This is a genomic window from Paenibacillus sp. FSL F4-0100, assembly GCF_037993005.1.
Classification (GTDB): Bacteria; Bacillota; Bacilli; order Paenibacillales; family Paenibacillaceae; genus Paenibacillus_AQ.
The window spans coordinates 1916641-1938292 of record NZ_CP150303.1; the positions used below are offsets into that span (position 1 = coordinate 1916641).

The following is a 21652-nucleotide window of genomic DNA, read 5'->3' on the forward strand; positions in this document are numbered from 1 at the left end:
AACTTAGGCTCATGCCGTGATAACAGATCACGGATAGTATATGCCAAAAAGGAGGACATTCCCGTGTTTGACCAGTCCTACGGATTGCGGTTCGATATTTACGAGCGTATTAATTTAACGGAAGATTTGCCGGGAATCGATGAATTGGAAGAGGCGGAGTTGATCCCGCACATTCAGGTGATCAGTCAGCAGGACCAGGCCACGCTTCGGGGTCATCTGCTTCTTGCAGGCCTGTATAAAGGTGACACCGAAGCCGGAGAGACGGAGCCGCTCGAACACTGGATTCCGGTCGAAATCACGGTCCCGCTGAACCGGGTATCATCATTGGATGACATCGCGGTCGAGATCGAGAATTTTGACGTGGATTTGTTATCTAAGCGCAGCTTGAACATTACAGGGGTTCTGTCGCTCAAAGGAATTCAGGCGGCGGCTCCGGGAGCCCGTGACCAAGTATGGGCCAATGAGGAATTCACAGTGGTACATGCTCCTGAAGCGACAGATTATTCGAACGGGGAGCAGCAGTTCGCAGCCAACCCGTATGACCAGTTTCAAGGCGGAGCTAACACTGACGCGAATTCGGCTTCACCTTCTTACTTCAACGAGGCTCAGCCCAAAGCCCAAGAGTCCGGGACGGATGCACGCACACAGCAGTATCTGGCATCCTGGGCGCAGTACGAGAACCAAACTCGGGATTCACAGGCCTCGGACAGCACCCTAAGCATCTCCGGTGCGACTGAAGCCCGGGATACGGTCGAATATGCCTTACATAGCGAGACGGAAGCTCAGGCAGCTGAGCCGTCGATTCCAAGTGTATGGCAATTCGAACGGGCTGCCTCCCAGCCGGAGCCGGTGCAGGAAGATTCAGCAGCCGGTTTCCCTGGTGTCACTGAGCGTAAGGACGAAGAAGTTGAAGTCGTACCGGTGCTGGAATCACCGGAAACGGAGGAAACCCAGCCTGTTTTTGCTGAGGGAGCAGTACCTTTGGAGGATATGGATGATATAACGGAGGAGGTTTCCGTTAAAGTTGAAGAGGTTCCGACCAAACCGGAGTTAAAGGTGGCCTTCAACTCGAAGAACAGCAGCACAAACAGCACATCGGGTGTAGGCTTATCTTCATTGCTTCAATCGAGCAGAACGGTTCAGGATCAAGCCGCTCGGGACGAGGAAGAAGAGGCGGAGGAATTGGTTGATTCGGCTTCGGCCGAGGATGTGGAGTGGAAGAGTCTGTTCCTGGGTAACCGCCGCGAGGAAACGCCGTTCCGCAAGGTCCGGATGTGCATTGTACAGCGTGAGGAGACACTCGACGTGATTGCCGAGCGTTATCAACTGACGCCGCGGGAGCTTTTGTTATATAACCGCATGTCCGAGCAGAATGTGGAAGAAGGACAGGTATTATACATTCCCCAGTAATCGGTGGGGGGAGCAATTGCGTAAGAAAAAGCAGGTCAAGGTAGGACATCCTTGGCCTGCTTTTTCAATGTATAAGATTTATTGATTCGGCAGGTATGATGTCTAAATCGATCGGAAACACTCGAAATATTGACTATATGCAACAACCACGGTATATTTGAATAGAATATGTACAGGTATTTCATAAGCTAGAACAACGTTGAACGGGAAGAGTAGGAAGGTATGGCCTTCAGAGAGCGGAATTGCTATCAAGCGCTGTGAGATTCCGCAGGAACCAGCTTGCCGAAGTCACCCCGGAGTTGCGGACTTGAGATAGAGTAGGGATCGATTGCTACCCTGGTTAGAGTTCGCCGGCCGCAGCCGTTATCTGCGTAAAGTGTCGTGCTTGATCGTAAGCCTTTCATGTTCTTCATGGGAGGACACGGTTGATGAATTATTTTATAAGCACGAAACAAAGGTGGTACCGCGAGAGAACAGTCTTTCGTCCTTTGAGGACGAAGGGCTTTTTTTGTTTCATGCCAAACATTGATATTCATGCCCACTCCCGGAGGCTAAAACATTTCGGGTTGGCAAAACTGATTAACAGTATCGGAGGTACGAAAATATGGATCAAAAACAAAACCAATCCCAGTTAGAAATGCCGACGACGTATGATCCGAAGGCAGCTGAACAAAAATGGTATCCGTACTGGAAGGAAGGCGGCTTCTTTGAAGCTGGCAAACGACCGGATGCGGAGCCGTACACGATTGTTATTCCTCCACCAAACGTTACGGGAATGCTTCATATCGGCCATGCCCTTGACTTTACGCTGCAGGATATTCTGATTCGTGTAAAGCGGATGCAGGGTTATGATGCGCTGTGGCTGCCGGGCTCTGACCATGCGGGCATCGCCACGCAAACCAAGGTTGAGCAGAAGCTTCGCGAAGAAGGCGTTACCCGATACGATCTGGGACGTGAAAAATTCCTTGAGAAAGTGTGGGAATGGAAGGATCTATATGCGAATACAATCCGTGACCAATGGTCCAAGATCGGCCTGTCCCTCGATTACTCCAGAGAACGTTTCACGCTCGACGAGGGGTTGTCGGACGCGGTTCGGGAAGTATTCGTTAAGCTCTATGATAAAGGGCTCATATATCGCGGTAAACGCATCATCAACTGGGACCCGGCTGCCCGCACGGCTTTGTCCGATATTGAAGTGGAGTACAAAGAGGTCAACGGCCATTTGTATCACTTGCAATACCCTCTGAAAGACGGCAGCGGCTCCATTACCGTAGCAACCACCCGTCCGGAGACCATGCTTGGCGATACGGCGGTAGCCGTTCATCCGGAAGATGAACGCTATAAAGACATGATCGGCAAAACATTGGTCCTGCCGATTGTCGGCCGCGAGATTCCGGTTATTGCCGATGAGTACGTTGAGAAGGACTTTGGCAGCGGAGCGGTTAAAATTACGCCGGCACATGATCCGAATGACTTCGAAATGGGTCAGAGACATGACCTGCCGCAAATTACCGTGATGGATGAATCCGGGACGATGAATGAGTTTGCTGGTAAGTACCAAGGTCTTGACCGGAGCGAATGCCGCAAGCAGATCGTAAACGACATGAAGGAATCGGGCGTATTGCTCCGCATCGAAGATCATGTCCATCAGGTTGGCCATAGCGAGAGATCCGGTGCGGTGGTTGAGCCTTATCTGTCGACGCAGTGGTTCGTTAAGATGCAGCCGCTTGCGGAAGCAGCTGTGGATGCGCAGAAATCCGGCAAGGGCGTTAACTTCGTGCCTGACCGCTTCGAGCGAACCTACCTGCATTGGATGGAGAATGTACGCGATTGGTGCATTTCCCGTCAATTGTGGTGGGGCCACCGGATTCCGGCCTGGTATTCCGAATCGACGGGCGAAGTGGTTGTTGCCATGAATGAAGAGGAAGCGCGCGCGAAGCTTGGCAAGGATGATCTGAGACAGGATGAGGATGTGCTGGATACCTGGTTCAGCTCCGCATTGTGGCCGTTCACGACCATGGGCTGGCCGAATCTGGACAGCGAGGATTTCAAACGTTATTATCCAACGAGCGTTCTCGTGACGGGTTATGATATTATTCCGTTCTGGGTATCGCGGATGATCTTCCAAGGGCTTGAATTTACGGATCAAATGCCGTTTAAAGATACGCTGATCCATGGTCTGGTCCGGGATAGCGAAGGCCGCAAGATGTCCAAGTCGCTCGGAAACGGTATCGACCCGCTTGAGGTTATTGAACAGTATGGCGCAGATGCCATGCGTTATATGATATCGACCGGCAGTACGCCGGGTCAGGATCTTCGTTTCCGCTGGGAACGCGTTGAACAAGCGCGTAACTTCGCGAACAAGATCTGGAATGCGTCACGTTTTGCTCTCATGAACCTGGAGGGCTTCACGGCGGCGGATATCGACATTTCCGGAGAGCTGGGAACGGCCGACAAGTGGATTTTGCATCGTTTGAACGAAACTTCCCGCGACATTACGCGTCTAATTGATGCCTACGAATTTGGCGAAACCGGTCGACTGCTCTACAATTTCATCTGGGATGATCTGTGTGACTGGTATATCGAGTTTGCCAAGCTGTCCCTGTATGGCGAGGATCAACCGGCCAAGAAAAAGACGCAGTCGGTGCTTGCCTATGTGCTGGACCGCACGATGCGTTTGATCCACCCGTTCATGCCGTTCATCTCCGAAGAGATCTGGCAGCATTTGCCGCATGAAGGCGAGACGGTGATGTTGGCTTCATGGCCGACCTATGATGAGGCGTTTGAGAATACGGAAGCCGTTACCGAAATGAACCTGCTGATGGATGTCATCCGCGCTGTACGTAACATCCGGGCGGAAGTAAACGTACCAATGAGCAAAAAAGTGGAGCTGCAATTAAAGCCGGTAAGCGAGCAAATTGCCAGCATTATCGATCGCAATGCGGATTATATTTGCCGCTTCTGCAACACGTCGGAGTATCAGTCCTCCCTTGCGCTTGAGGCGCCGGATAAGGCGATGACCGCTGTGGTTACAGGTGTTGAAATGTATCTGCCGCTTGCCGGGTTGATCGATATCGCTCAGGAGATCACGCGTCTGGAGAAGGAAATTCAGCACTTGAACAGCGAAGTCGAGCGTGTGGAGAAGAAGCTGAACAATCCTGGTTTCGTATCGAAAGCACCGGAAAAGGTGATTGAAGAAGAACGGGCGAAGCTTGTGGATTACTCGGACAAACGCAGTAAAGTGATCGCACGCATCGAAGAATTGAGAGGCTGAGGGCAAGATGAACTTGGACCAGAAGGTGAGAACGATGGTTGATCATTCGGCAGCAGCAGCTGTAGCTCCGTTCCATACCTATGAGGAAGCGGTAGCTTGGATCAATGGGCTGATTCCGTTTGGAATCCGCCCTGGCATGGATAGAATTCAGCGATTGATGGAGCTGCTCGACCATCCGGAACGGCGGTTGAAATTTATTCACGTGGCCGGAACGAATGGAAAAGGCTCCACATGCGCTTTTTTAACAAAGGTTTTGCTTCAAGGGGGATTCACGGTTGGCACCTACACTTCTCCCTATATTACGAAGTTTACCAATCGGTTTCAGTATAACGGCGAGGACATACCGGAAGAGACGCTGCTGGCGCTCGCGAATCGCTTAGAGCCGCTTGTAGCCGAAGTGGCGAGATCCGGGCTTGGATCGCCCACGATGTTTGAGGTGTCCACCGCCCTTGCGATCCTGTATTATGCCGAGGTATCTTATCCGGATGTAGTGGTATGGGAGACGGGACTTGGCGGTCGCCTGGACGTGACCAATATCGTTCATCCCATCATTTCGGTGATCACGAATATCGGGATGGACCATACCGACGTTCTGGGTGATACCATTCAGGAGATCGCCACGGAGAAGGCTGGCATTATCAAGCCTGGAGTCCCTGTGGTGAGTACGGTAACTCAGCCTGAGGCTGTCGAAATTCTGAAACAAACGGTAGAAAAAAAACGTACAAGTCTGTATCTCGTAGATGAACAATTCTCCTATGAACGACTGCGCGGGGATGAAGAAAGCCAGACTTTCCGCTTTAAGGGCCCGTTCCGGGACATGGATCTGGACATCTCGATGCAAGGCGAGCACCAATGCGCCAATGCTGCGCTTGCCATGATGACGCTGGAAGTGCTTCGCCAGTACATGGCTTTTATCGTGGATGAAGAAGAATTACGTACAGGGTTTAAGGATACTTTCTGGGCGGGAAGACTGGAACAAGTACAGTCCTCCCCGCGGATTGTTCTCGATGGTGCGCACAACCCCGAAGGGGCTGAAACCTTGGCCAAAAGCTTGCCGCAGATCTATAAGTATCGGAAACTGAACTTAATGATGGGAATGCTGGCAAATAAGCATCATGAATCGTATTTGCAGCATATACTGCCAATAGTGGATACGCTTATCCTGACTGAACCGGATTTCCGGAAGAAACTGGACGCCAAGGCGCTTGGTGACATCGTAGAGCAGGTAAGGGAGAAATACGCCAAACATACACTGCAAATCATCATAGAACCAAATTGGAAAAACGCACTTGAAGAGTTGAAGTCACGGACGGAAGCGGAGGATCTTGGGGTGGTGTCGGGCACGTTGTACCTGATTGCCGACGTGCGTTCCAACCTCCTGGGCCTTTCCGATTCTGAAAAAGGTTGGTGATATCTGTTGAATACATCGGAACATGTTCATTTTATAGGAATTGGCGGCTACGGGATGAGCGCCATTGCAAGAGTTATGCTGGAGATGGGTTATAAAGTCACGGGTTCTGACGTGGCATCGCAAGAATTGACAGAAAAGCTGGCGGCCAAGGGCGCCAAAATATACATTGGACATACCGCCGAGCAAGTCCAGGGCGCGGACCTTGTGGTTTACTCGACGGCATTGTCCAAAGACAACGTGGAGCGGGTCGAAGCAGAGAAGCTGAACATTCCTGTCCTTCACCGTGCGCAGATGCTGGCGCGTCTCTTGAACGAACGCAAAGGAGTCGCCGTAGCGGGTGCGCATGGTAAGACAACCACTTCATCCATGATTGCGCTCGTGATGGAAGAATGCGGAGTCGATCCGACATTTATAATCGGCGGGGAAATCATGAATGTTGGCACCAATGCCAAAGCCGGCGAAGGCGAGCACGTGGTGGCCGAAGCCGACGAGAGTGACGGTTCATTCCTTCAGTACCACCCATGGCTCGGCGTTGTTCTGAATATTGAGGCCGATCACCTGGAGAATTACGAAGGGGATTTCAATCGTCTAAAGGCAGCTTATGTACAATTCCTCAGCCAGATTAAGGCAGACGGGACGGCCGTGGTTTGCGCGGACGATAACAACATCCAGGCTATTTTGCCTGACCTTAAATGCAATGTGACCACATACGGCATTCATGCTGATGCGGAGTATACGGCAAAAAATCTTGTGCTCGGCGACCGTCACGTCAGCTTCACGATGCTTCATAACGGAATGGAGCTGGGCACCGTGGAACTGTCCGTACCGGGTAAACACAATGTCTACAACGCAATGGCTACGGTGATATGCTGCTTGAAAGGCGGAATCTCGTTTGAAGCGATTGTAGAGGCCATTGTTAAGTTCAACGGCGCTAAGCGCCGCTTCCAGGTGCTTGGTGAAGCAGAAGGCATTCTGGTGATTGACGACTATGCGCATCATCCGACGGAGATTGAGGCTACGATCAGTGCTGCTAAAGCTACGGGCAAACGGATTATTGCCGTATTCCAGCCGCAGCGGTATTCGAGGACCTTTTTCCTTCTGGATGCGTTTAGCCGCGCGTTCGGAGAAGCCGATGAGGTGATTATCACCGATATTTATTCTCCTGCCGGCGAGAAGCAAATCGAGGGTATCAGTTCCGGTAAGCTGGTGGAGCTGATTGTCCAGAACAGTAATGCCGGTGCCCGCTATTTGCCTACCAAAGAGGATGTTCTGAACGATCTCAAAGGTCGTGTAAAAGAAGGCGATCTGGTTCTCACGATGGGGGCAGGAGATATTTGGAAAGTCGGCGCTGCTTTAGCAGAGTCTATTAAAGGCAAGAAGTAAATGGATTGCGCGCATGCTTTGCTGCTTCGCTGCAGCAGGGGATTGCATGGGCTTTTGTCTTTCGAACGGAGGCAAAGCGAGCGGAATCGCTAAGTATAACAGGCTGATCAAGATGTTTTCTTGATCAGCCTGTTTGTTTTGTTTTTCGCACACTCATAAGTTGCCAAGCTTGATCATATAGCTAGTGTAGAAGGACAAGTGAGGTGTGTGGATATGAATAAAGCACGGATGACGATTCGTTTTGATCACGATCCGCCGAAGGACAGTCATAAGGATCATATGCGTGAGGAACGGGATCCGTATCAAAAAGTTCCAGCAAGACGCAATGACCAAGTTGATGACCGCCATCTCGTATTCGACGAGTTTGACACAACGGCGCCAGATCGGTTTGCCGATGCGGGCACTTCGTTCGAACCTAGGAGTAGTATGCAGCATGATCATCTACGCGTCGTTCCGCCTCTCCGGGAGGAGGGGGAGACCCCGAATGTGAACGGTCAAGGGTGGAGAACCTCGCGTCATAACCGGTCCAGGGGCCGATTAGCTGAGGAAAGACGACGTCTGGATCATATCGACGGCGGGTCATTTGGTGACGGACCTGAACATAACGATACATATGACGATATGCGTGAGCGTAAGGAACTCTATGACCTTCATGATGACGTGTATCCCGGAAGAGTGGACCCCGAAGCGAACGACTCCAACTGGAATCTCGGGCCTGAGGCGGATCTATATGAGTCATCTGCTGATGACTACAGTTATTATCGCTCACGCAAACCTACCTCCTTCTGGAAAATGGCTGTGTCTGTGACAGCGGCTGTTGTTACGGGTTTGCTGTTTGGGTATATGGTGCTGTCTATGTTTAACGGCGGTAATGCAGGTGAGGATCCAACATCGGGACAGCTTGAAACCAATGATGCAGTGAATCAAGCCCCGGCTGATTCCTCTGGTGGAACGGGTGCAACCCTCGCACCTGATTTAACTGAATCGGCTGTTCACATTCCAGGTCAAATCTTTTATATGCTTCAGTACGGTGTGTTCAGCACCCCGGAACGGGCTGAGCAAGCGAAGGGGGAGCTGCTGCAGTCCGGTATTGCCGCCGGCGGAGATTCGGATGAGGAGAACCGGGTGTATGCGGGCATTTCACCAGACCGCGAGCAGGCCAAGCTGCTCAGCAATCAGCTTAAGGCCGAAGGCGTCGAATTATACGTAAGAGAAATCGCGCTCCCTAATATAGAGTCAGCTGTCTTTGCGGGCGAGGAGCAGACGCTGACGGACTATTTTACGATAAGCGGGCAGCTGGTAGCGGAGCTTAGTAAGCTATCGGCATCGCTGCTGGGGAAGCAGGAGGCGGGCGCGGTGGCGCCGGTGAATATGACTGCGATCACAAATCTGCACCAGCAGTGGATCCAATCGATGAAGTTGCTGTCCGCCGGCTTGGGTCCGGAGACCGGGGCTGTGCTGCCGGCGATGGAGCAATCCATGAACAGTTCAATCACTGCGCTCTCCGAATATAACAAAAATCAATCCAAGGGGCATTTGTGGGAGATTCAAACAGGTATGATGAACTATGTCATGGGCCAAAAGAAACTCCTGGATGGCCTATAAATGTAAAATCCGGCTTGGAACTGGAAATAGTTCCCCCTGCCGGATTTCTGTTTGTATTGCTTATCGATTCACCGTATAATAATTAGGGTGTCAAAATATGGCGAGGGAAGAGGATGCATGAAGAAAAACAAAGGAATGCTCATCTTGTTTTTGCTGCTGGGGTGGCTGACGGGAACATGGCTTGCTAAGGCGCTTCAGCCTGTCAAGGCTTTGTCGTTTTTAACGTCTACTACACCGATTAAGTGGTCGCCTCGCGCTGATTTTGACATTATTCGTTATGATATTAACCTTGAACTTAACTTTTGCCTGCTCAGTCTGCTCGGCATTATAGCTGCACTTTGGTTATACCGCAGGCTCTAAGACATGACAAAGGAGATTATCCCCCTTGAATGAGAAGAGAAACCGCCGTATCATATTGGCCTCCACCTCTCCTCGGCGTCAGGAATTGATTGCCTCCCTTCGTATCCCATTCGAGATAATGCCTAGTGAAGCTGATGAGGACACCCCGCAAGGGTGGTCGCCAGAGCGAATTGTGGAGTCACTGGCACTACGTAAAGCGGAAGCGGTTCTCCGAAAGCTGACGGATGATCCGGGAGATGGTATCATTGTGGGAAGCGACACGATTGTAGTTGTAGATGATCATGTCCTCGGGAAACCGGAGGATCATGCTGACGCGGCAAGGATGTTGTCCATGCTTCAAGGACGGGCTCACCTCGTGTACACGGGCGTGGCTTGTGTTGATCGGGAATCCGGTCATACAAAGGTTGCCCACCGTGTGACAACCGTAAAGATGAAATCGTTAAGTGATGATGCGATCGCGGCTTATGTAGAGAGCGGGGAACCTGCTGACAAAGCAGGCTCGTATGCGATTCAGGGCTTGGGTGCAACCATCGTGGAAGGAATCGAAGGCGACTATTTTAACGTTGTCGGCCTGCCGCTTTCTCTGCTGTCGGACATGCTGTCTGAAATGGGGATGGATGTACTCACCGATTCATAGATATAGAACAACGGCATGCGAAATGTAGGGGAATCCTGAAGTTTCGGTGACCTGCTGATTTAAATCTTAGAAAAGAGGGGAATATATGGAGTCGCCAACGCTATTGCTGCGCGACATCCCCCATGATGAACGACCTAGAGAGCGCATGATGCAATATGGGGCGAGCGCTTTAAGCCATGCAGAATTGCTGGCGATATTGCTTCGGACCGGTACCCGCCAGGAATCTGCCGTACATATAGCCCAGCGGCTGCTGGGGGAAGCAGGCGGCATCCGGCAGCTCGTTGATCTTAGCATTGAGGAAATTACGCAAATCAAAGGAATTGGAACCGCTAAGGCTGTTCAGCTGAAGGCTGGCATAGAGCTTGGACGGCGCTTAGCCGCATCGAGACATGTAGAGCCAGTTATTATTCGCAGTCCGCATGACGCGGCAGAACTGCTCAGTGAACAGATGCGCTATTTACAGAAAGAGCATTTTGTCTGTGTATTTTTAAATACGAAAAATCATGTCATTGCCCAGGAAACGTTATCGATGGGAAGCCTTAATGCTTCCATCGTTCATCCCCGCGAGGTGTTCAGAGCGGCCATCAAATGCAGTAGTGCATCCCTGGTGTGCGCGCACAACCATCCTAGCGGAGATCCGACGCCCAGCCCGGAAGACATATCGCTGACTGCCCGCTTAGTGGAGGCAGGACAGATTGTCGGGATCGACGTGCTGGATCATCTGATCATTGGGGACGGATCGTTTGTAAGTTTGAAGGAACGGGGCTTGATGTAATATAATAGTTCAGATTGACGAAGAAAGGGAGATACATCATGTTAGGTGGTTTTACGAAAGATTTGGGAATCGATTTGGGGACGGCAAATACGCTGGTTTATGTTCGTGGGAAAGGAATTGTCGTAAGAGAGCCTTCCGTGGTTGCTCTGCGTACAGATACTAAGAGCATTGAAGCCGTCGGAGAATCGGCTAAGAAAATGATTGGACGCACACCAGGCAATATTCGTGCCATTCGTCCGATGAAAGACGGCGTCATCGCTGATTTTGATACAACAGCTACGATGATTAAATACTTTATTCGTCAAGCACAGAAGCAACGTTCCATATTCCCGCGCCATCCGAACGTGATGGTATGTGTACCTTCCGGCATTACGGCGGTAGAGCAGCGTGCGGTTGAAGATGCGACCAAGCAAGCCGGTGCACGCGAAGCTTATACGATCGAAGAACCTTTTGCAGCTGCAATCGGTGCCGATTTGCCTGTGTGGGAACCTACAGGCAGCATGGTTGTTGATATAGGCGGAGGTACGACCGAGGTTGCGGTCATTTCTCTTGGCGGTATCGTAACCAGCCGCTCTGTACGCGTGGCAGGCGATGAGATGGATGAGTCTATTATTTCCTATATCAAACGTCAATATAACTTGATGATCGGTGAGCGCACATCCGAGCTGCTCAAGATGGAAGTCGGTTCCGCCATGCCGCTGGAGACCGTGGAAACGATGGAAATTCGCGGCCGTGACTTGGTGACGGGTCTGCCGAAGACGATTACCATTACTTCGGATGAGATTAGCGAAGCGTTGGCAGATACGATTAATGCGATTGTTGAAGCTGTTAAGGTTACGCTTGAGAAATGTCCTCCGGAGCTTGCTGCGGATATTATGGACCGGGGCATCGTGCTTACGGGAGGCGGCGCATTGCTTCGCAACCTGGACAAGCTGCTCGCTGAAGAGACTGGCATGCCGGTGATCGTTGCAGAGAATCCGCTGGATTGCGTGGCCATTGGTACAGGTAAAGCGCTCGAGAACATTCACTTGTTTAAATCCCGGAGCAGCTCTGCCGTCCGTTCCAAACGGTAGAAATCAAAATAGAAGTGTAAACCCCTAATGTTGGGAGAGAAAACAGTAAGTTAGAGGGTGTTGCAACTGTTTAAGCTGCTAGGTAATAAGCGATTGTTTATTATGCTCATCGGGCTGGTAGCGTTTATCGCTATTATGGGGTTTACGCTCGGTCCGAGAGCTTCTTTATCTTGGCCTGAAAAATTTGTCAAAGATACGGTCGGTTTTGTGCAAAGTGTGTTTTATAAGCCCGCTGCCTATATAGCGGGTTTCTTTGAAGATGTACGGAACATGAAGGAGATCTATGAAGAGAATGAGGAGTTGCGTAGAGCGGTTGCCCAATATTCTCGAGAGAGTGCGAATTATAACACGATGAAAGCTAATTACGAAAAGCTTCGGGATCAGCTCCATTTTACAGAGAACCAGAAAAATCGTGACAAATATGAGTACCGTACGGCCCAGGTGCTCAGCGTCAACTCGGATCCGAATAACCGGACACTTGTCGTCGATCTAGGCGAGCGCGATGGGGTTCGCCCCAATATGTCGGTCACGACAGTGGACGGCATGGTCGGTATTATTAGCAGTGTGAGCAATTTCACCTCAACGGTGAAACTGTTGACATCGATGGACGCCCAGGATCCGAACCCGCAGCCGATTTCGGTAACGGCCATCGGCAAAGAGGATAAAACGTTTGGCGTGGTTGAGAGCTACGATGAGAAGACCAACACACTGCAGATGACGCGTATTCAGGAGAATGATCCGATCAAGAAGGGCGATAAAATCATTTCATCCGGTGCCGGAGGCGTTATACCACAGGGCTTGATCATTGGTGAGGTAAAAAGTGTTCAGGTAAGCCAATACGGTCAGAGCAGAACAGCTACGATCAAACCAGCGGCCAAGTTTGATGACTGGAAGTATCTGATCATCGTCTTTACGCCTGAGGAGCCGGAATAAGATGGCACGTAAACAGATTCTGGTCCTGTTGCTGTTCGTGTTGTTTATCCTGCAGGGCACGGTGGTTTTCTGGTTAACGCCAAGCTCGCTGCAGCTTCAGATTTATCCTAATTTTGTATTGGTCTGCTTGTTCTTTGTATCGATTTATTATCATCGCCATACGGGGCTGGTGCTCGGACTCATATTCGGCATGCTTCACGATATCGTGTATTACGGCGAGATGATTGGCACTTATTCATTTGCTATGGGCGTATCCGCATATCTGGTGGGACTTGTATTCAAGTCCCCGCGGGCACCATTGCCCATGATGATGACCGTTGTCATTCTGGGAAGTTTGTTGTTTGACAGTACGCTTTTTGGCATATATAAGGTGTTTCGACTCAATCCGACTTCTTATAATTGGTCACTGCTTCATCATATGCTACCCAATCTCCTTGTTCATTTTGCCTTTGCTCTGGCGATTTACGTTCCTCTTCGCAAGCAGATTGAGTTGGTTACGAAGAATCAGAGAAGGAAGGCATCCTGAACCCTCCATTATGACATTTTACTAGACTAGCAGGAACTTGAAGGTTTGAGCGCGAAATGTATAGGGATGGGAGGGACAGGCTTATGGCTGTAAAATCCAATCATGTAACGATTAAGGGCATCAAAGATGGCCTGGTATTCCTGCTTGATGACCAGTGCGAGCTGGAGGAGTTGCTCGACGAGCTGCGCTATAAGCTGGAGCACAGTCATCAGAATATTTTGACCGGACCTATCATTCATGTGGATGTGAAGCTGGGTTCCCGGAAAATTTCCGAAGAAGAGAAGCAGACGATTCTTGACATATTGAAGCAAAAGGGCAACCTGCTGATACGTAATGTGGAGTCGCCGCCGCTTGAGTCCGAGCTCATCCCAGAGGAGAAGCTTACGCTTAAGACGGGAATGGTGCGTTCCGGACAGGTGCTGCATCATGACGGCGATCTCTTGTTCCTCGGCGATGTGAATCCCGGCGGGACCATAACGTGTACTGGCGATATCTACATATTGGGAGCTCTGCGTGGAACCGCGCACGCCGGTGTAGAGGGCAACGAGGAAGCGATTATAGCGGCTTCGTATTTTGCCCCCACCCAGCTCCGTATCTCCCAGATGATCAGCAGACCGCCGGATGAATGGGAGACGCGGGAAACGGTCATGGAGTTTGCGTATTTGAAGGACGGAAGCATGGAGATCGATAAGATCAGCAACATCTCACGTTTGGGTCGGGATTTTAATGTGTTTAAAGGGGTGTAGAACATGGGAGAGGCAATCGTCGTAACTTCAGGTAAAGGCGGAGTCGGTAAAACGACGACATCAGCGAACATCGGCACAGCTTTGGCACTGCTCGGAAAAAAAGTGTGTCTGGTTGATACGGACATCGGTCTTCGTAATTTGGATGTCGTGATGGGCCTGGAAAACCGGATAATATACGATTTGTGCGACGTTGCAGAAGGGCGATGCCGACTTAACCAGGCGCTAATCAAGGATAAGCGCTTTGATGAGCTGTATATGCTTCCTGCAGCCCAGACCAAAGACAAGAATGCCGTTTCTCCGGAGCAGGTGAAAGATATCGTACTTGAATTGAAAAAAGAATTCGAATACGTCATTATCGATTGTCCGGCTGGAATCGAGCAAGGATTTAAGAATGCCATTGCCGGTGCAGATAAAGCGATTGTGGTTACAACGCCCGAGAATGCGGCCGTGCGGGACGCAGATCGGATTATCGGCCTGCTGGAGAGCTCGCATGTCGAGTCTCCGAAGCTCGTGGTGAACCGGATTCGCCCGAACATGGTGAAATCCGGCGACATGCTGGAGATTGAAGATGTGCTGCAGGTGCTGAATATTGATCTGATCGGTATCGTGCCAGATGATGAAATGGTCATTAAAGCGGCCAACATCGGGGAGCCTACGGTGATGAATCCGGACTCCCAGGCAGCCATCGCCTATAGAAACATCGCCCGGCGTATCCTGGGTGACACCGTTCCTCTGATGCAAATCCATCAGAAAAAAGGAATGTTCACCAAATTCAAAAAGTTTTTTGGAATGGGTTAAGGGCTTAACACGAACCGGTGCCGGAAGGCATCGGTTTTTTGTTTACTTCATCGACGCTGTTTTGATCTGCATACATTCCGCTAGCTTCTTCAATAGGGCTTGTTCTAAATATCTTTCTTCTCCTCATAGGATAGAGTAAGAAAACAAGCCCCAAGGGGGAAAAAACAATGGACATCAAAACTTCAGTTAAGAACCGAAGAGAAGCCCGCATTCGCGAGCTGCTGGAAGGAGAACAGTCTCCGGCACCGCATGATAAGTCGTCATGGACGCCCGTTCCCGAGAGGAAGCTTGCCAATCTCAATCTTCACAAGACAGGCTTTGTACAGGATCACAGAGCGAACCCATCCCCTCGTCTCGCAGACAGGGAACCGGACCCCGAGCAGCTTTGGAAGCAAGGGCACCGCGGTTGGTATGGTACGCTGGATCCCGGTGATCCAGGGGAACCTCCAAGAAAAGCTTCGTTTCTGTCGGGTTTGGTGCGCCGCGTAATCGTCAGTGCGCTGGTGTTTGGGTTGGCATGGGGGGTATTTTCGTTTCAGCAGCCGTGGGCTCTTCGTACACAAGCTTTTATTGTTGAGGGACTGAGCCATGAGATGGATTTTCAGGCAGCTCAAGTATGGTACGAGGAGCACTTTGGAAGCGCGCCTTCCTTTATTCCGATTTTTGGACAAACTGACGAGCACTCGACGAAGGTAAATGCCGGGACTACTTTAGTTCCTCCGCTTTCCGGAAAGGTGGTCCAATCCTTTGCTGTGGATCTTAAAGGCATTGTTTTGGAAGCCGGAGGGGGTTCTTTAGCAGACCGGGCGGTTAAGAGTATAGAGACTGGACGCGTGCTTGAGGTTAAAGATCATCCTGAGAATGGGATCACCATTCTCATACAGCATACAGGAGAGAGAACGGCGATATACAGCAGGCTGGTAGAAACGGGACTTAAGGTAAACGATTGGGTCCAAGGTGGAGATATTATCGGCACATTGGCGTCTTCAGGCACAGGCAGCCCGCCCGCCCTTTATTTCGAACTGAAAGAGGGGAATCGTGGTGTCGATCCAGCGGAAGTGATTCCGTTTGATTAAGTTTAAGGGAACGGTATTGTCGCTGCATCCTCTCTTTGTTATTGTCATGCTGGCCTCTGTATTCACCGGTCGCTTTTTAGAATTGCTGACCCTGTTTATTATCGTGTTTATTCATGAATTGGGACACGCCGCCGCAGCGGCAGCGATGGGGTTCAAGGTACGAGCCATTCAGATGCTGCCGTTCGGCGGCGTTGCTGTCATTGAAGATGACGGCAGAATGACCGCGATGAAGGAAATCATCATTGCGCTTGCAGGTCCGCTGCAAAATGTCATCATGATTGGAATTACCCTGGTGTGCAGATGGGCGGGGTGGGGAGACGAGCAGCTGTTATCTTATATCATTCAGGGGAATCTCATCATTGCGCTGTTTAACCTTCTCCCGATTCTGCCACTGGATGGCGGCAAAGTGCTGCAAGCTCTCATGAGCCTGCTCGCCCCATATCATGCGACCTTGCTGTGGGCTTCCCGCGCCGGCATTTTTTGCAGCTTGATCATGATCGGATATGGCTTGCAGCCGTTATTCTCCGGCGGCGGTATCCGTTTGAATGTGCTGATGATCGGTCTCTTTTTAGCGTATTCCAATTTTGAAGACTATCGGAATGTGCATTACCGGTTCTTACGATTTTTGGTTAATCGGAGCGAGAGTTATGAACGAAATTTGGATGGACTCGGTCCTGCCCAGCCAATCGTTGCAGATTCTTCGAAACCTTTGGATGATATCATGCGTCTATTTAAACGAGAGAAGTATCATCTCATTTATGTCATGAGCGGACGAGGCAGCCTGCTTGCCGTCGTTCCGGAGCAGCATGTGATCTCTTCTTATTTTGCATCAAATGGTCCGCCCTGGTATGCGTAAATCGTAAACACCATGAGGAAGACGCAGGGCGGGCCATGATTCTTTATCCATTCATATCATCTGAGATTGTGTTAGGATAAAAAAATAGAATATCGTCTTCCATTTGAGGGGTGAAGCCATGAGGCAAATGATAGTTCATTGTGAACATGAGACCATTCAGATGGCCCTCATCGAAGATGGGAGGTTAGCAGAATTCGCCGTTGAGCGGAGTCGTGAGGAAAGTGTAGTCGGTAGTTTTTATAAGGGCAGGGTCGTTAATGTGCTGCCGGGGATGCAGGCGGCTTTTGTAGATATCGGGCTGAAGAAGAATGCATTTCTATATATTGATGATGTGCTCCATCCTCATTTAGAGAAGCAGCCCAAGCAGAAGCCGTCAATATCGGAGCTGCTAACAGTTGGCCAGGAATTGATCGTGCAGGTCATGAAGGAACCGAGAGGTGGCAAGGGGGCGCGGGTCACTACCCATTTCTCGCTTCCTGGTAGATGCATGGTGTACATGCCTACTGCGGATTATGTTGCCGTCTCGAAGAAAATTGGACGTGATGCGGAAAGAGCAAGGCTGAAGAGTATCGGCGATCAGCTACGCACAGACGAAGAGGGGATCATTATCCGCACGGTATCGGAGGACGAGCCTTTAGAATTTCTTAAGGGAGATCTTGAATATCTGCGGAAAGAGTGGGCGCGAATTCTCGACAAGGGCGAATCTTCTCCTGCTCCAACGCTTCTTCATCGTGATCTAGGTATGCTGCAGCGTTTTCTCCGCGATGCTTTTGATCCGCTTCATGACGAACTTGTGATCGACAGCAAGCTTAAAGGCGAGGAAACCAAGAGCTATCTGAAGGAAACCGTTCCTGGTATAGAGCCAAAGGTTACATATTACTCGGAAGGAAGTCCGATTTTTCATGCTTACGGGTTGGACGAGCAGATGAGAGCCGGCTTTGCAAGGAAAATCACGCTTCCCGAGGGTGTAACCATCGTTGTAGATCAGACGGAGGCCATGACCATCATGGATGTGAATACAGCCAAGTATATCGGTGGCGATAATTTCGAGGAAACGGTACTGAAGACAAATCTTATGGCGGCGCAGCAGATTGCAAGAATCTTGCGGCTCTGGGATATCGGAGGCATTATCATCGTTGATTTCATCGATATGGATCGTGAAGAGCACCGGGAGCTGGTTGTTTCTGCCATGGAGGCTGTGATGCGCAAGGACCGTACCAAGAGCTTTGTGGTGGGTTGGACCAAGCTGGGACTGCTGGAAATGACCCGCAAAAAAGCTAGAGAAAGCTCTTCGCTCCCATTTGCCAAGCCCTGCGGGGCTTGTGGGGGCAGAGGCGTTGTTATCGAACAATGATGTTGACGGTGAACATGGGATATGATATTATCATTGGGTATGTGTCTAGTGATGAATTGCTGCACATGCTGTAACCGCTCCGGTTGGGTTAGCAAGGACGTTCCTGCTTAGGACGGACACCTTAAACTAGGCGAGTCTGAGACATAGGGAGGTGCAAGCAAATGTACGCTATTATCGAAACAGGTGGTAAACAATACAAAGTTCAAGAGGGCGACGTATTGTTCATCGAGAAGCTGACTGCAGGTGACGGCGAGAGCGTGACTTTCGACCGTGTACTGGCCGTATCCAAAGAGGACGGTTTGGTAGCAGGTACGCCGGTTGTTTCCGGTGCGACTGTAACTGCGAAGGTAGAGAAGCACGGTAAAGGCCGTAAGGTCGTTGTATACAAATACAAGCCGAAGAAGAACTATCACAAGAAGCAAGGTCATCGTCAACCTTACACTAAAGTAACCATCGAGAAAATCCAAGCGTAAGTAGGTGCGGTAATTGATTACTGTACAAGTACTGCGCGGGGGAGATGGACGGATCCATAGCTTTAAGGTTACGGGGCACGCGGGATATGCCAATCCTGGAGAAGATATTGTATGTGCTGGAGTTTCCAGCATTACAGTGGGAACGGTCAATTCCATTGAAGCGTTAACCGGAACTGTTATGGAGACCCGGATGAAGGGCGGCTTTCTTAGCGCGAATCTTCCGCCGACGGCAGACGATTCCGTCTCGGGACAAGTTCAACTGCTTCTCGAATCCATGGTTGTTATGTTACAGGGAATTGCCGATTCATACGGCAAGTATATAAGAATACAAGAATTGACTACTTGAAGAAGGAGGTAGACAACATGTTGAAATTGGATCTTCAGTTATTCGCATCGAAAAAAGGTGTAGGTTCCACAAAGAACGGTCGCGATAGCGAATCGAAACGTCTTGGTGTGAAACGTGCGGACGGTCAAGCAGTGACTGGCGGCAGCATCTTGGTTCGCCAACGCGGAACGAAAATTCATCCAGGCACGAACGTAGGTATCGGTAAAGACGATACTTTGTTTGCGAAAGTTGACGGCGTTGTGAAATTTGAACGTTGGGGTCGTGATCGCAAGAAAGTGAGCGTCTACCCGGTTGATGTCGCTCCAGTAGCGGCTGCAGTAGAAGCTTAATCGTTTCTTATGCTGCATACAGAAGAAGCCTTTCGGCATCGTTGCCGGGGCTTCTTTTTTTGTAAATTGCGCAAAGATCATCATCCAGGGGATGAACCGTCCTGAAAGTCTATGATATACTGGGATTTGGTGAATGTAACCAATTGCTGTTGAAAGACGAGGAGAAGCGATGAAATCCTGGAAATGGATAGCAGCTGGGGCGGGGTTAACCTCCGTAATACCCGTAGCATGGATGGTATGGAAACCGACTTTGGCTGCAGGAGCAGTGTTGACGGTTTGGGCTGTAACTGCGTCTGTCTGCGGTGCATGGCTTGTCCGAAAATCGGACGAGCGTAGACAGCAAGCCATCGTTCGGAATATGGAGTCGACGGCGATTCAGATGCTGAATCACCATCGTCATGATTGGATGAATGAGCTTCAAATTTTGTACGGCTACATTCAACTTGGAAAGCTTGATAAAACAGTGGGTTCTGTGGAAAGAATAAAGGACAGGATGGCGACGGAGAGCAGAATCTCTAAGCTAGGCATTCCTTCGCTGGTTTTTTATTTACATTCATACCGTACGTACAGCAACAATCTGCAGCTCGACGTTGAAGTTGTGGACCAGGTACAACTGGAAGACAAAGTATCGCCACAAACGGCGGAGTCTTTTACCGAAGCAATCATTCAAACGGTGAGAGCTTTTCAATTGAGCGGAAAAGCGTCCTGGGGGGATACCCGGCATTTAACATTAACATTTATGCAGCAAGAACAAGAGCTGATGGTATGGGCACAAGGAGAAGGATCCTTTGGTGACCCGGACAGCTTGAAGCTTCAGATTGAACAATCCGTAAAAGGCGAAGGCATTCGGGTGGAGCAGACGGAGCCGGGGGAGACCTCGTATCGTTTGTATTTGCCGTTTGTGACTTGAGGAAGGTGATTTCATGTTTGTAGATAAGGCAAAAGTATATGTAAAAGGCGGAGACGGCGGAGATGGTCTCATTGCGTTCCGTCGAGAGAAATACGTTCCTGAAGGCGGACCTGCCGGCGGTGACGGCGGTAAGGGCGGCGACGTGATTTTCCGGGTGGACGAAGGACTGCGCACGTTGATGGATTTCCGTTACCAGAAGCATTTTAAGGCCAAGCGCGGGGAAAAAGGCCGCAATAAAAGTCAGCATGGCGCCAATGCGGATAGCATGATTGTCCGTATCCCGCCGGGTACCATCTTAATGGATGACGATACCGGTGAGGTGATTGGGGATTTGACCCGGCACGGTCAACAGGTTGTTGTTGCCAGAGGAGGCCGTGGAGGGCGTGGAAATATCCGCTTTGCTACGCCGAACAATCCGGCGCCTGAACTTGCCGAGAACGGTGAGGAAGGCGAAGAGCGTTACGTAACCCTGGAACTTAAAGTGATGGCTGATGTAGGTCTCGTCGGGTTCCCTAGCGTAGGCAAATCAACCTTGTTATCCGTTGTATCTGCGGCTCAGCCGAAGATCGGCGCATACCACTTTACGACCATAACACCGAATTTGGGAATGGTTGAGGTTGGAGACGGTCGCAATTTCGTAATGGCTGACTTGCCTGGTCTGATTGAGGGTGCTCATGAAGGCGTGGGACTTGGTCACGAATTCCTCCGGCACGTGGAAAGAACACGCGTCATTATCCATGTTGTGGATATGGCAGGCACGGAAGGAAGGGATCCGTTTGAGGACTGGGAAAAAATCAATGATGAAATCAGGCTTTACAACCCGGTTCTGGTCGATCGGCCGCAAATCGTAGCCGCTAATAAAATGGATATGCCGGAGGCGGAAGAGTATTTGGCAGCCTTCAAAGAGAAGGTGAAGGAAATCCGTCCGGACATCGAGGTCATGCCGATTTCCTCGCTGACCCGACAAGGTATCCAGGAACTTCTTTATCGCACGATCGATGTGCTCGAAAGTATTCCGGATGAGCCAGCGATTGAAGAAGTATCCGAGGTTTCCGAGCGTAAGGTGTATAAATTCAAAGCGCAAAACGACAACTCCTTCACCGTCACTAGGGATAATGAGATGTATGTGGTGCATAGCGAGCGAATTGAGCGGATGCTGAAACGGATGCAGATGAATTCACATGATGCGATTCTGAAGCTTGCAAGAACAATGCGTCATATGGGCGTTGATGAAGAACTCCGGAAACGGGGCGCGACAGAAGGCACCATTGTACGGATTGGCGATTTCGAATTCGAATTTGTTGAAGGCAGCAGCTACTATTAATGCGTAAAAAGTACGTTTTGAAGAAAAATACCGCAAAGTCTGTATAACAGCAG

The 21652-nt window shown here is 50.3% G+C and carries 21 protein-coding genes and 1 other annotated feature; all 21 genes read left to right on the forward strand.

All coding sequences use genetic code 11. The features are described from left to right. Positions 1-63: 63 nt before the first annotated feature. The 21 genes from MHH48_RS08330 to obgE all read left to right on the forward strand — a co-directional run bounded on the left by MHH48_RS08330 (position 64) and on the right by obgE (position 21599). Positions 64-1410 carry a LysM peptidoglycan-binding domain-containing protein gene (locus tag MHH48_RS08330; protein ID WP_076323123.1) on the forward strand — a complete coding sequence of 449 codons (1347 nt, stop codon included), beginning with the start codon at positions 64-66 and terminating at the stop codon, positions 1408-1410. 190 nt (positions 1411-1600) lie between these two features. Further along, positions 1601-1902 (forward strand) — a binding site (T-box leader). A 112-nt stretch (positions 1903-2014) separates the two neighbouring features. Continuing rightward, a complete protein-coding gene (locus MHH48_RS08335) occupies positions 2015-4684 on the forward strand; it encodes a valine--tRNA ligase (RefSeq protein WP_076323124.1) in 2670 nt (889 codons plus the stop codon). Between the two features lie 7 nt (positions 4685-4691). Then, on the forward strand, positions 4692-6095 hold the full coding sequence (locus MHH48_RS08340; protein ID WP_076323125.1) for a folylpolyglutamate synthase/dihydrofolate synthase family protein: 1404 nt from the start codon (positions 4692-4694) through the stop codon (positions 6093-6095). Between the two features lie 6 nt (positions 6096-6101). After that, complete coding sequence (gene murC, locus MHH48_RS08345) at positions 6102-7478, forward strand: UDP-N-acetylmuramate--L-alanine ligase (RefSeq protein ID WP_076323126.1); 1377 nt, start codon at positions 6102-6104, stop codon at positions 7476-7478. Positions 7479-7691: 213 nt separating this feature from the next. Beyond that, positions 7692-9083, forward strand: a complete 1392-nt coding sequence (locus tag MHH48_RS08350; RefSeq protein ID WP_076323187.1) for an SPOR domain-containing protein — start codon at positions 7692-7694, stop codon at positions 9081-9083. A gap of 117 nt (positions 9084-9200) precedes the next feature. Next, positions 9201-9443, forward strand: a complete 243-nt coding sequence (locus MHH48_RS08355) for a DUF4321 domain-containing protein (RefSeq protein WP_076323127.1) — start codon at positions 9201-9203, stop codon at positions 9441-9443. 25 nt (positions 9444-9468) lie between these two features. Further along, positions 9469-10080 (forward strand): Maf family protein, encoded by a 612-nt coding sequence (locus MHH48_RS08360; RefSeq protein ID WP_076323128.1) that lies wholly within the window; start codon positions 9469-9471, stop codon positions 10078-10080. 85 nt (positions 10081-10165) lie between these two features. Then, complete coding sequence (gene radC, locus MHH48_RS08365) at positions 10166-10855, forward strand: DNA repair protein RadC (RefSeq protein WP_009593994.1); 690 nt, start codon at positions 10166-10168, stop codon at positions 10853-10855. 38 nt (positions 10856-10893) lie between these two features. Then, on the forward strand, positions 10894-11928 hold the full coding sequence (locus tag MHH48_RS08370) for a rod shape-determining protein (protein WP_009593998.1): 1035 nt from the start codon (positions 10894-10896) through the stop codon (positions 11926-11928). A 57-nt stretch (positions 11929-11985) separates the two neighbouring features. Then, on the forward strand, positions 11986-12861 hold the full coding sequence (gene mreC, locus MHH48_RS08375) for a rod shape-determining protein MreC (protein ID WP_076323129.1): 876 nt from the start codon (positions 11986-11988) through the stop codon (positions 12859-12861). 1 nt (position 12862) lies between these two features. Next, positions 12863-13387 (forward strand): rod shape-determining protein MreD, encoded by a 525-nt coding sequence (mreD, locus tag MHH48_RS08380; protein WP_076323130.1) that lies wholly within the window; start codon positions 12863-12865, stop codon positions 13385-13387. An 83-nt stretch (positions 13388-13470) separates the two neighbouring features. Next, positions 13471-14133: a septum site-determining protein MinC gene (locus MHH48_RS08385; protein WP_076323131.1), complete on the forward strand. Its 663-nt coding sequence runs from the start codon at positions 13471-13473 to the stop codon at positions 14131-14133. Between the two features lie 3 nt (positions 14134-14136). Beyond that, entirely contained in the window at positions 14137-14931 is a 795-nt protein-coding gene (minD, locus tag MHH48_RS08390; protein ID WP_009594006.1) for a septum site-determining protein MinD, read from the forward strand. Positions 14932-15098: 167 nt separating this feature from the next. Beyond that, positions 15099-16007, forward strand: a complete 909-nt coding sequence (locus tag MHH48_RS08395; protein ID WP_076323132.1) for a M23 family metallopeptidase — start codon at positions 15099-15101, stop codon at positions 16005-16007. Then, positions 16000-16863: a M50 family metallopeptidase gene (locus tag MHH48_RS08400; protein WP_076323133.1), complete on the forward strand. Its 864-nt coding sequence runs from the start codon at positions 16000-16002 to the stop codon at positions 16861-16863. Before MHH48_RS08395 ends, MHH48_RS08400 begins: the two co-directional genes overlap by 8 nt. Positions 16864-16981: 118 nt before the next feature. Continuing rightward, positions 16982-18217 carry an Rne/Rng family ribonuclease gene (locus MHH48_RS08405; RefSeq protein ID WP_076323134.1) on the forward strand — a complete coding sequence of 412 codons (1236 nt, stop codon included), beginning with the start codon at positions 16982-16984 and terminating at the stop codon, positions 18215-18217. A gap of 161 nt (positions 18218-18378) precedes the next feature. Next, positions 18379-18690 (forward strand): 50S ribosomal protein L21, encoded by a 312-nt coding sequence (gene rplU / locus MHH48_RS08410; protein ID WP_006208810.1) that lies wholly within the window; start codon positions 18379-18381, stop codon positions 18688-18690. Between the two features lie 13 nt (positions 18691-18703). After that, positions 18704-19036 (forward strand): ribosomal-processing cysteine protease Prp, encoded by a 333-nt coding sequence (locus MHH48_RS08415; RefSeq protein WP_076323135.1) that lies wholly within the window; start codon positions 18704-18706, stop codon positions 19034-19036. Between the two features lie 17 nt (positions 19037-19053). After that, complete coding sequence (gene rpmA / locus MHH48_RS08420; protein ID WP_015734021.1) at positions 19054-19365, forward strand: 50S ribosomal protein L27; 312 nt, start codon at positions 19054-19056, stop codon at positions 19363-19365. Between the two features lie 169 nt (positions 19366-19534). Then, positions 19535-20275, forward strand: a complete 741-nt coding sequence (locus MHH48_RS08425) for a Spo0B domain-containing protein (RefSeq protein WP_076323136.1) — start codon at positions 19535-19537, stop codon at positions 20273-20275. A gap of 13 nt (positions 20276-20288) precedes the next feature. Then, entirely contained in the window at positions 20289-21599 is a 1311-nt protein-coding gene (obgE, locus tag MHH48_RS08430) for a GTPase ObgE (RefSeq protein WP_076323137.1), read from the forward strand. The last annotated feature ends 53 nt before the right edge of the window (positions 21600-21652 follow it).

Bases quoted from the DNA above. Each gene is read 5' to 3' on its own strand.
- radC (WP_009593994.1), top strand. From the start codon at position 10,166: ATGGAGTCGCCAACGCTATTGCTGCGCGACATCCCCCATGATGAACGA.
- MHH48_RS08335 (WP_076323124.1), top strand. From the start codon at position 2,015: ATGGATCAAAAACAAAACCAATCCCAGTTAGAAATGCCGACGACGTAT.
- mreD (WP_076323130.1), top strand. From the start codon at position 12,863: ATGGCACGTAAACAGATTCTGGTCCTGTTGCTGTTCGTGTTGTTTATC.
- rpmA (WP_015734021.1), top strand. From the start codon at position 19,054: ATGTTGAAATTGGATCTTCAGTTATTCGCATCGAAAAAAGGTGTAGGT.
- MHH48_RS08370 (WP_009593998.1), top strand. From the start codon at position 10,894: ATGTTAGGTGGTTTTACGAAAGATTTGGGAATCGATTTGGGGACGGCA.
- MHH48_RS08425 (WP_076323136.1), top strand. From the start codon at position 19,535: ATGAAATCCTGGAAATGGATAGCAGCTGGGGCGGGGTTAACCTCCGTA.
- MHH48_RS08385 (WP_076323131.1), top strand. From the start codon at position 13,471: ATGGCTGTAAAATCCAATCATGTAACGATTAAGGGCATCAAAGATGGC.
- minD (WP_009594006.1), top strand. From the start codon at position 14,137: ATGGGAGAGGCAATCGTCGTAACTTCAGGTAAAGGCGGAGTCGGTAAA.
- MHH48_RS08395 (WP_076323132.1), top strand. From the start codon at position 15,099: ATGGACATCAAAACTTCAGTTAAGAACCGAAGAGAAGCCCGCATTCGC.
- rplU (WP_006208810.1), top strand. From the start codon at position 18,379: ATGTACGCTATTATCGAAACAGGTGGTAAACAATACAAAGTTCAAGAG.
- MHH48_RS08350 (WP_076323187.1), top strand. From the start codon at position 7,692: ATGAATAAAGCACGGATGACGATTCGTTTTGATCACGATCCGCCGAAG.
- MHH48_RS08405 (WP_076323134.1), top strand. From the start codon at position 16,982: ATGAGGCAAATGATAGTTCATTGTGAACATGAGACCATTCAGATGGCC.
- MHH48_RS08340 (WP_076323125.1), top strand. From the start codon at position 4,692: ATGAACTTGGACCAGAAGGTGAGAACGATGGTTGATCATTCGGCAGCA.
- MHH48_RS08355 (WP_076323127.1), top strand. From the start codon at position 9,201: ATGAAGAAAAACAAAGGAATGCTCATCTTGTTTTTGCTGCTGGGGTGG.
- obgE (WP_076323137.1), top strand. From the start codon at position 20,289: ATGTTTGTAGATAAGGCAAAAGTATATGTAAAAGGCGGAGACGGCGGA.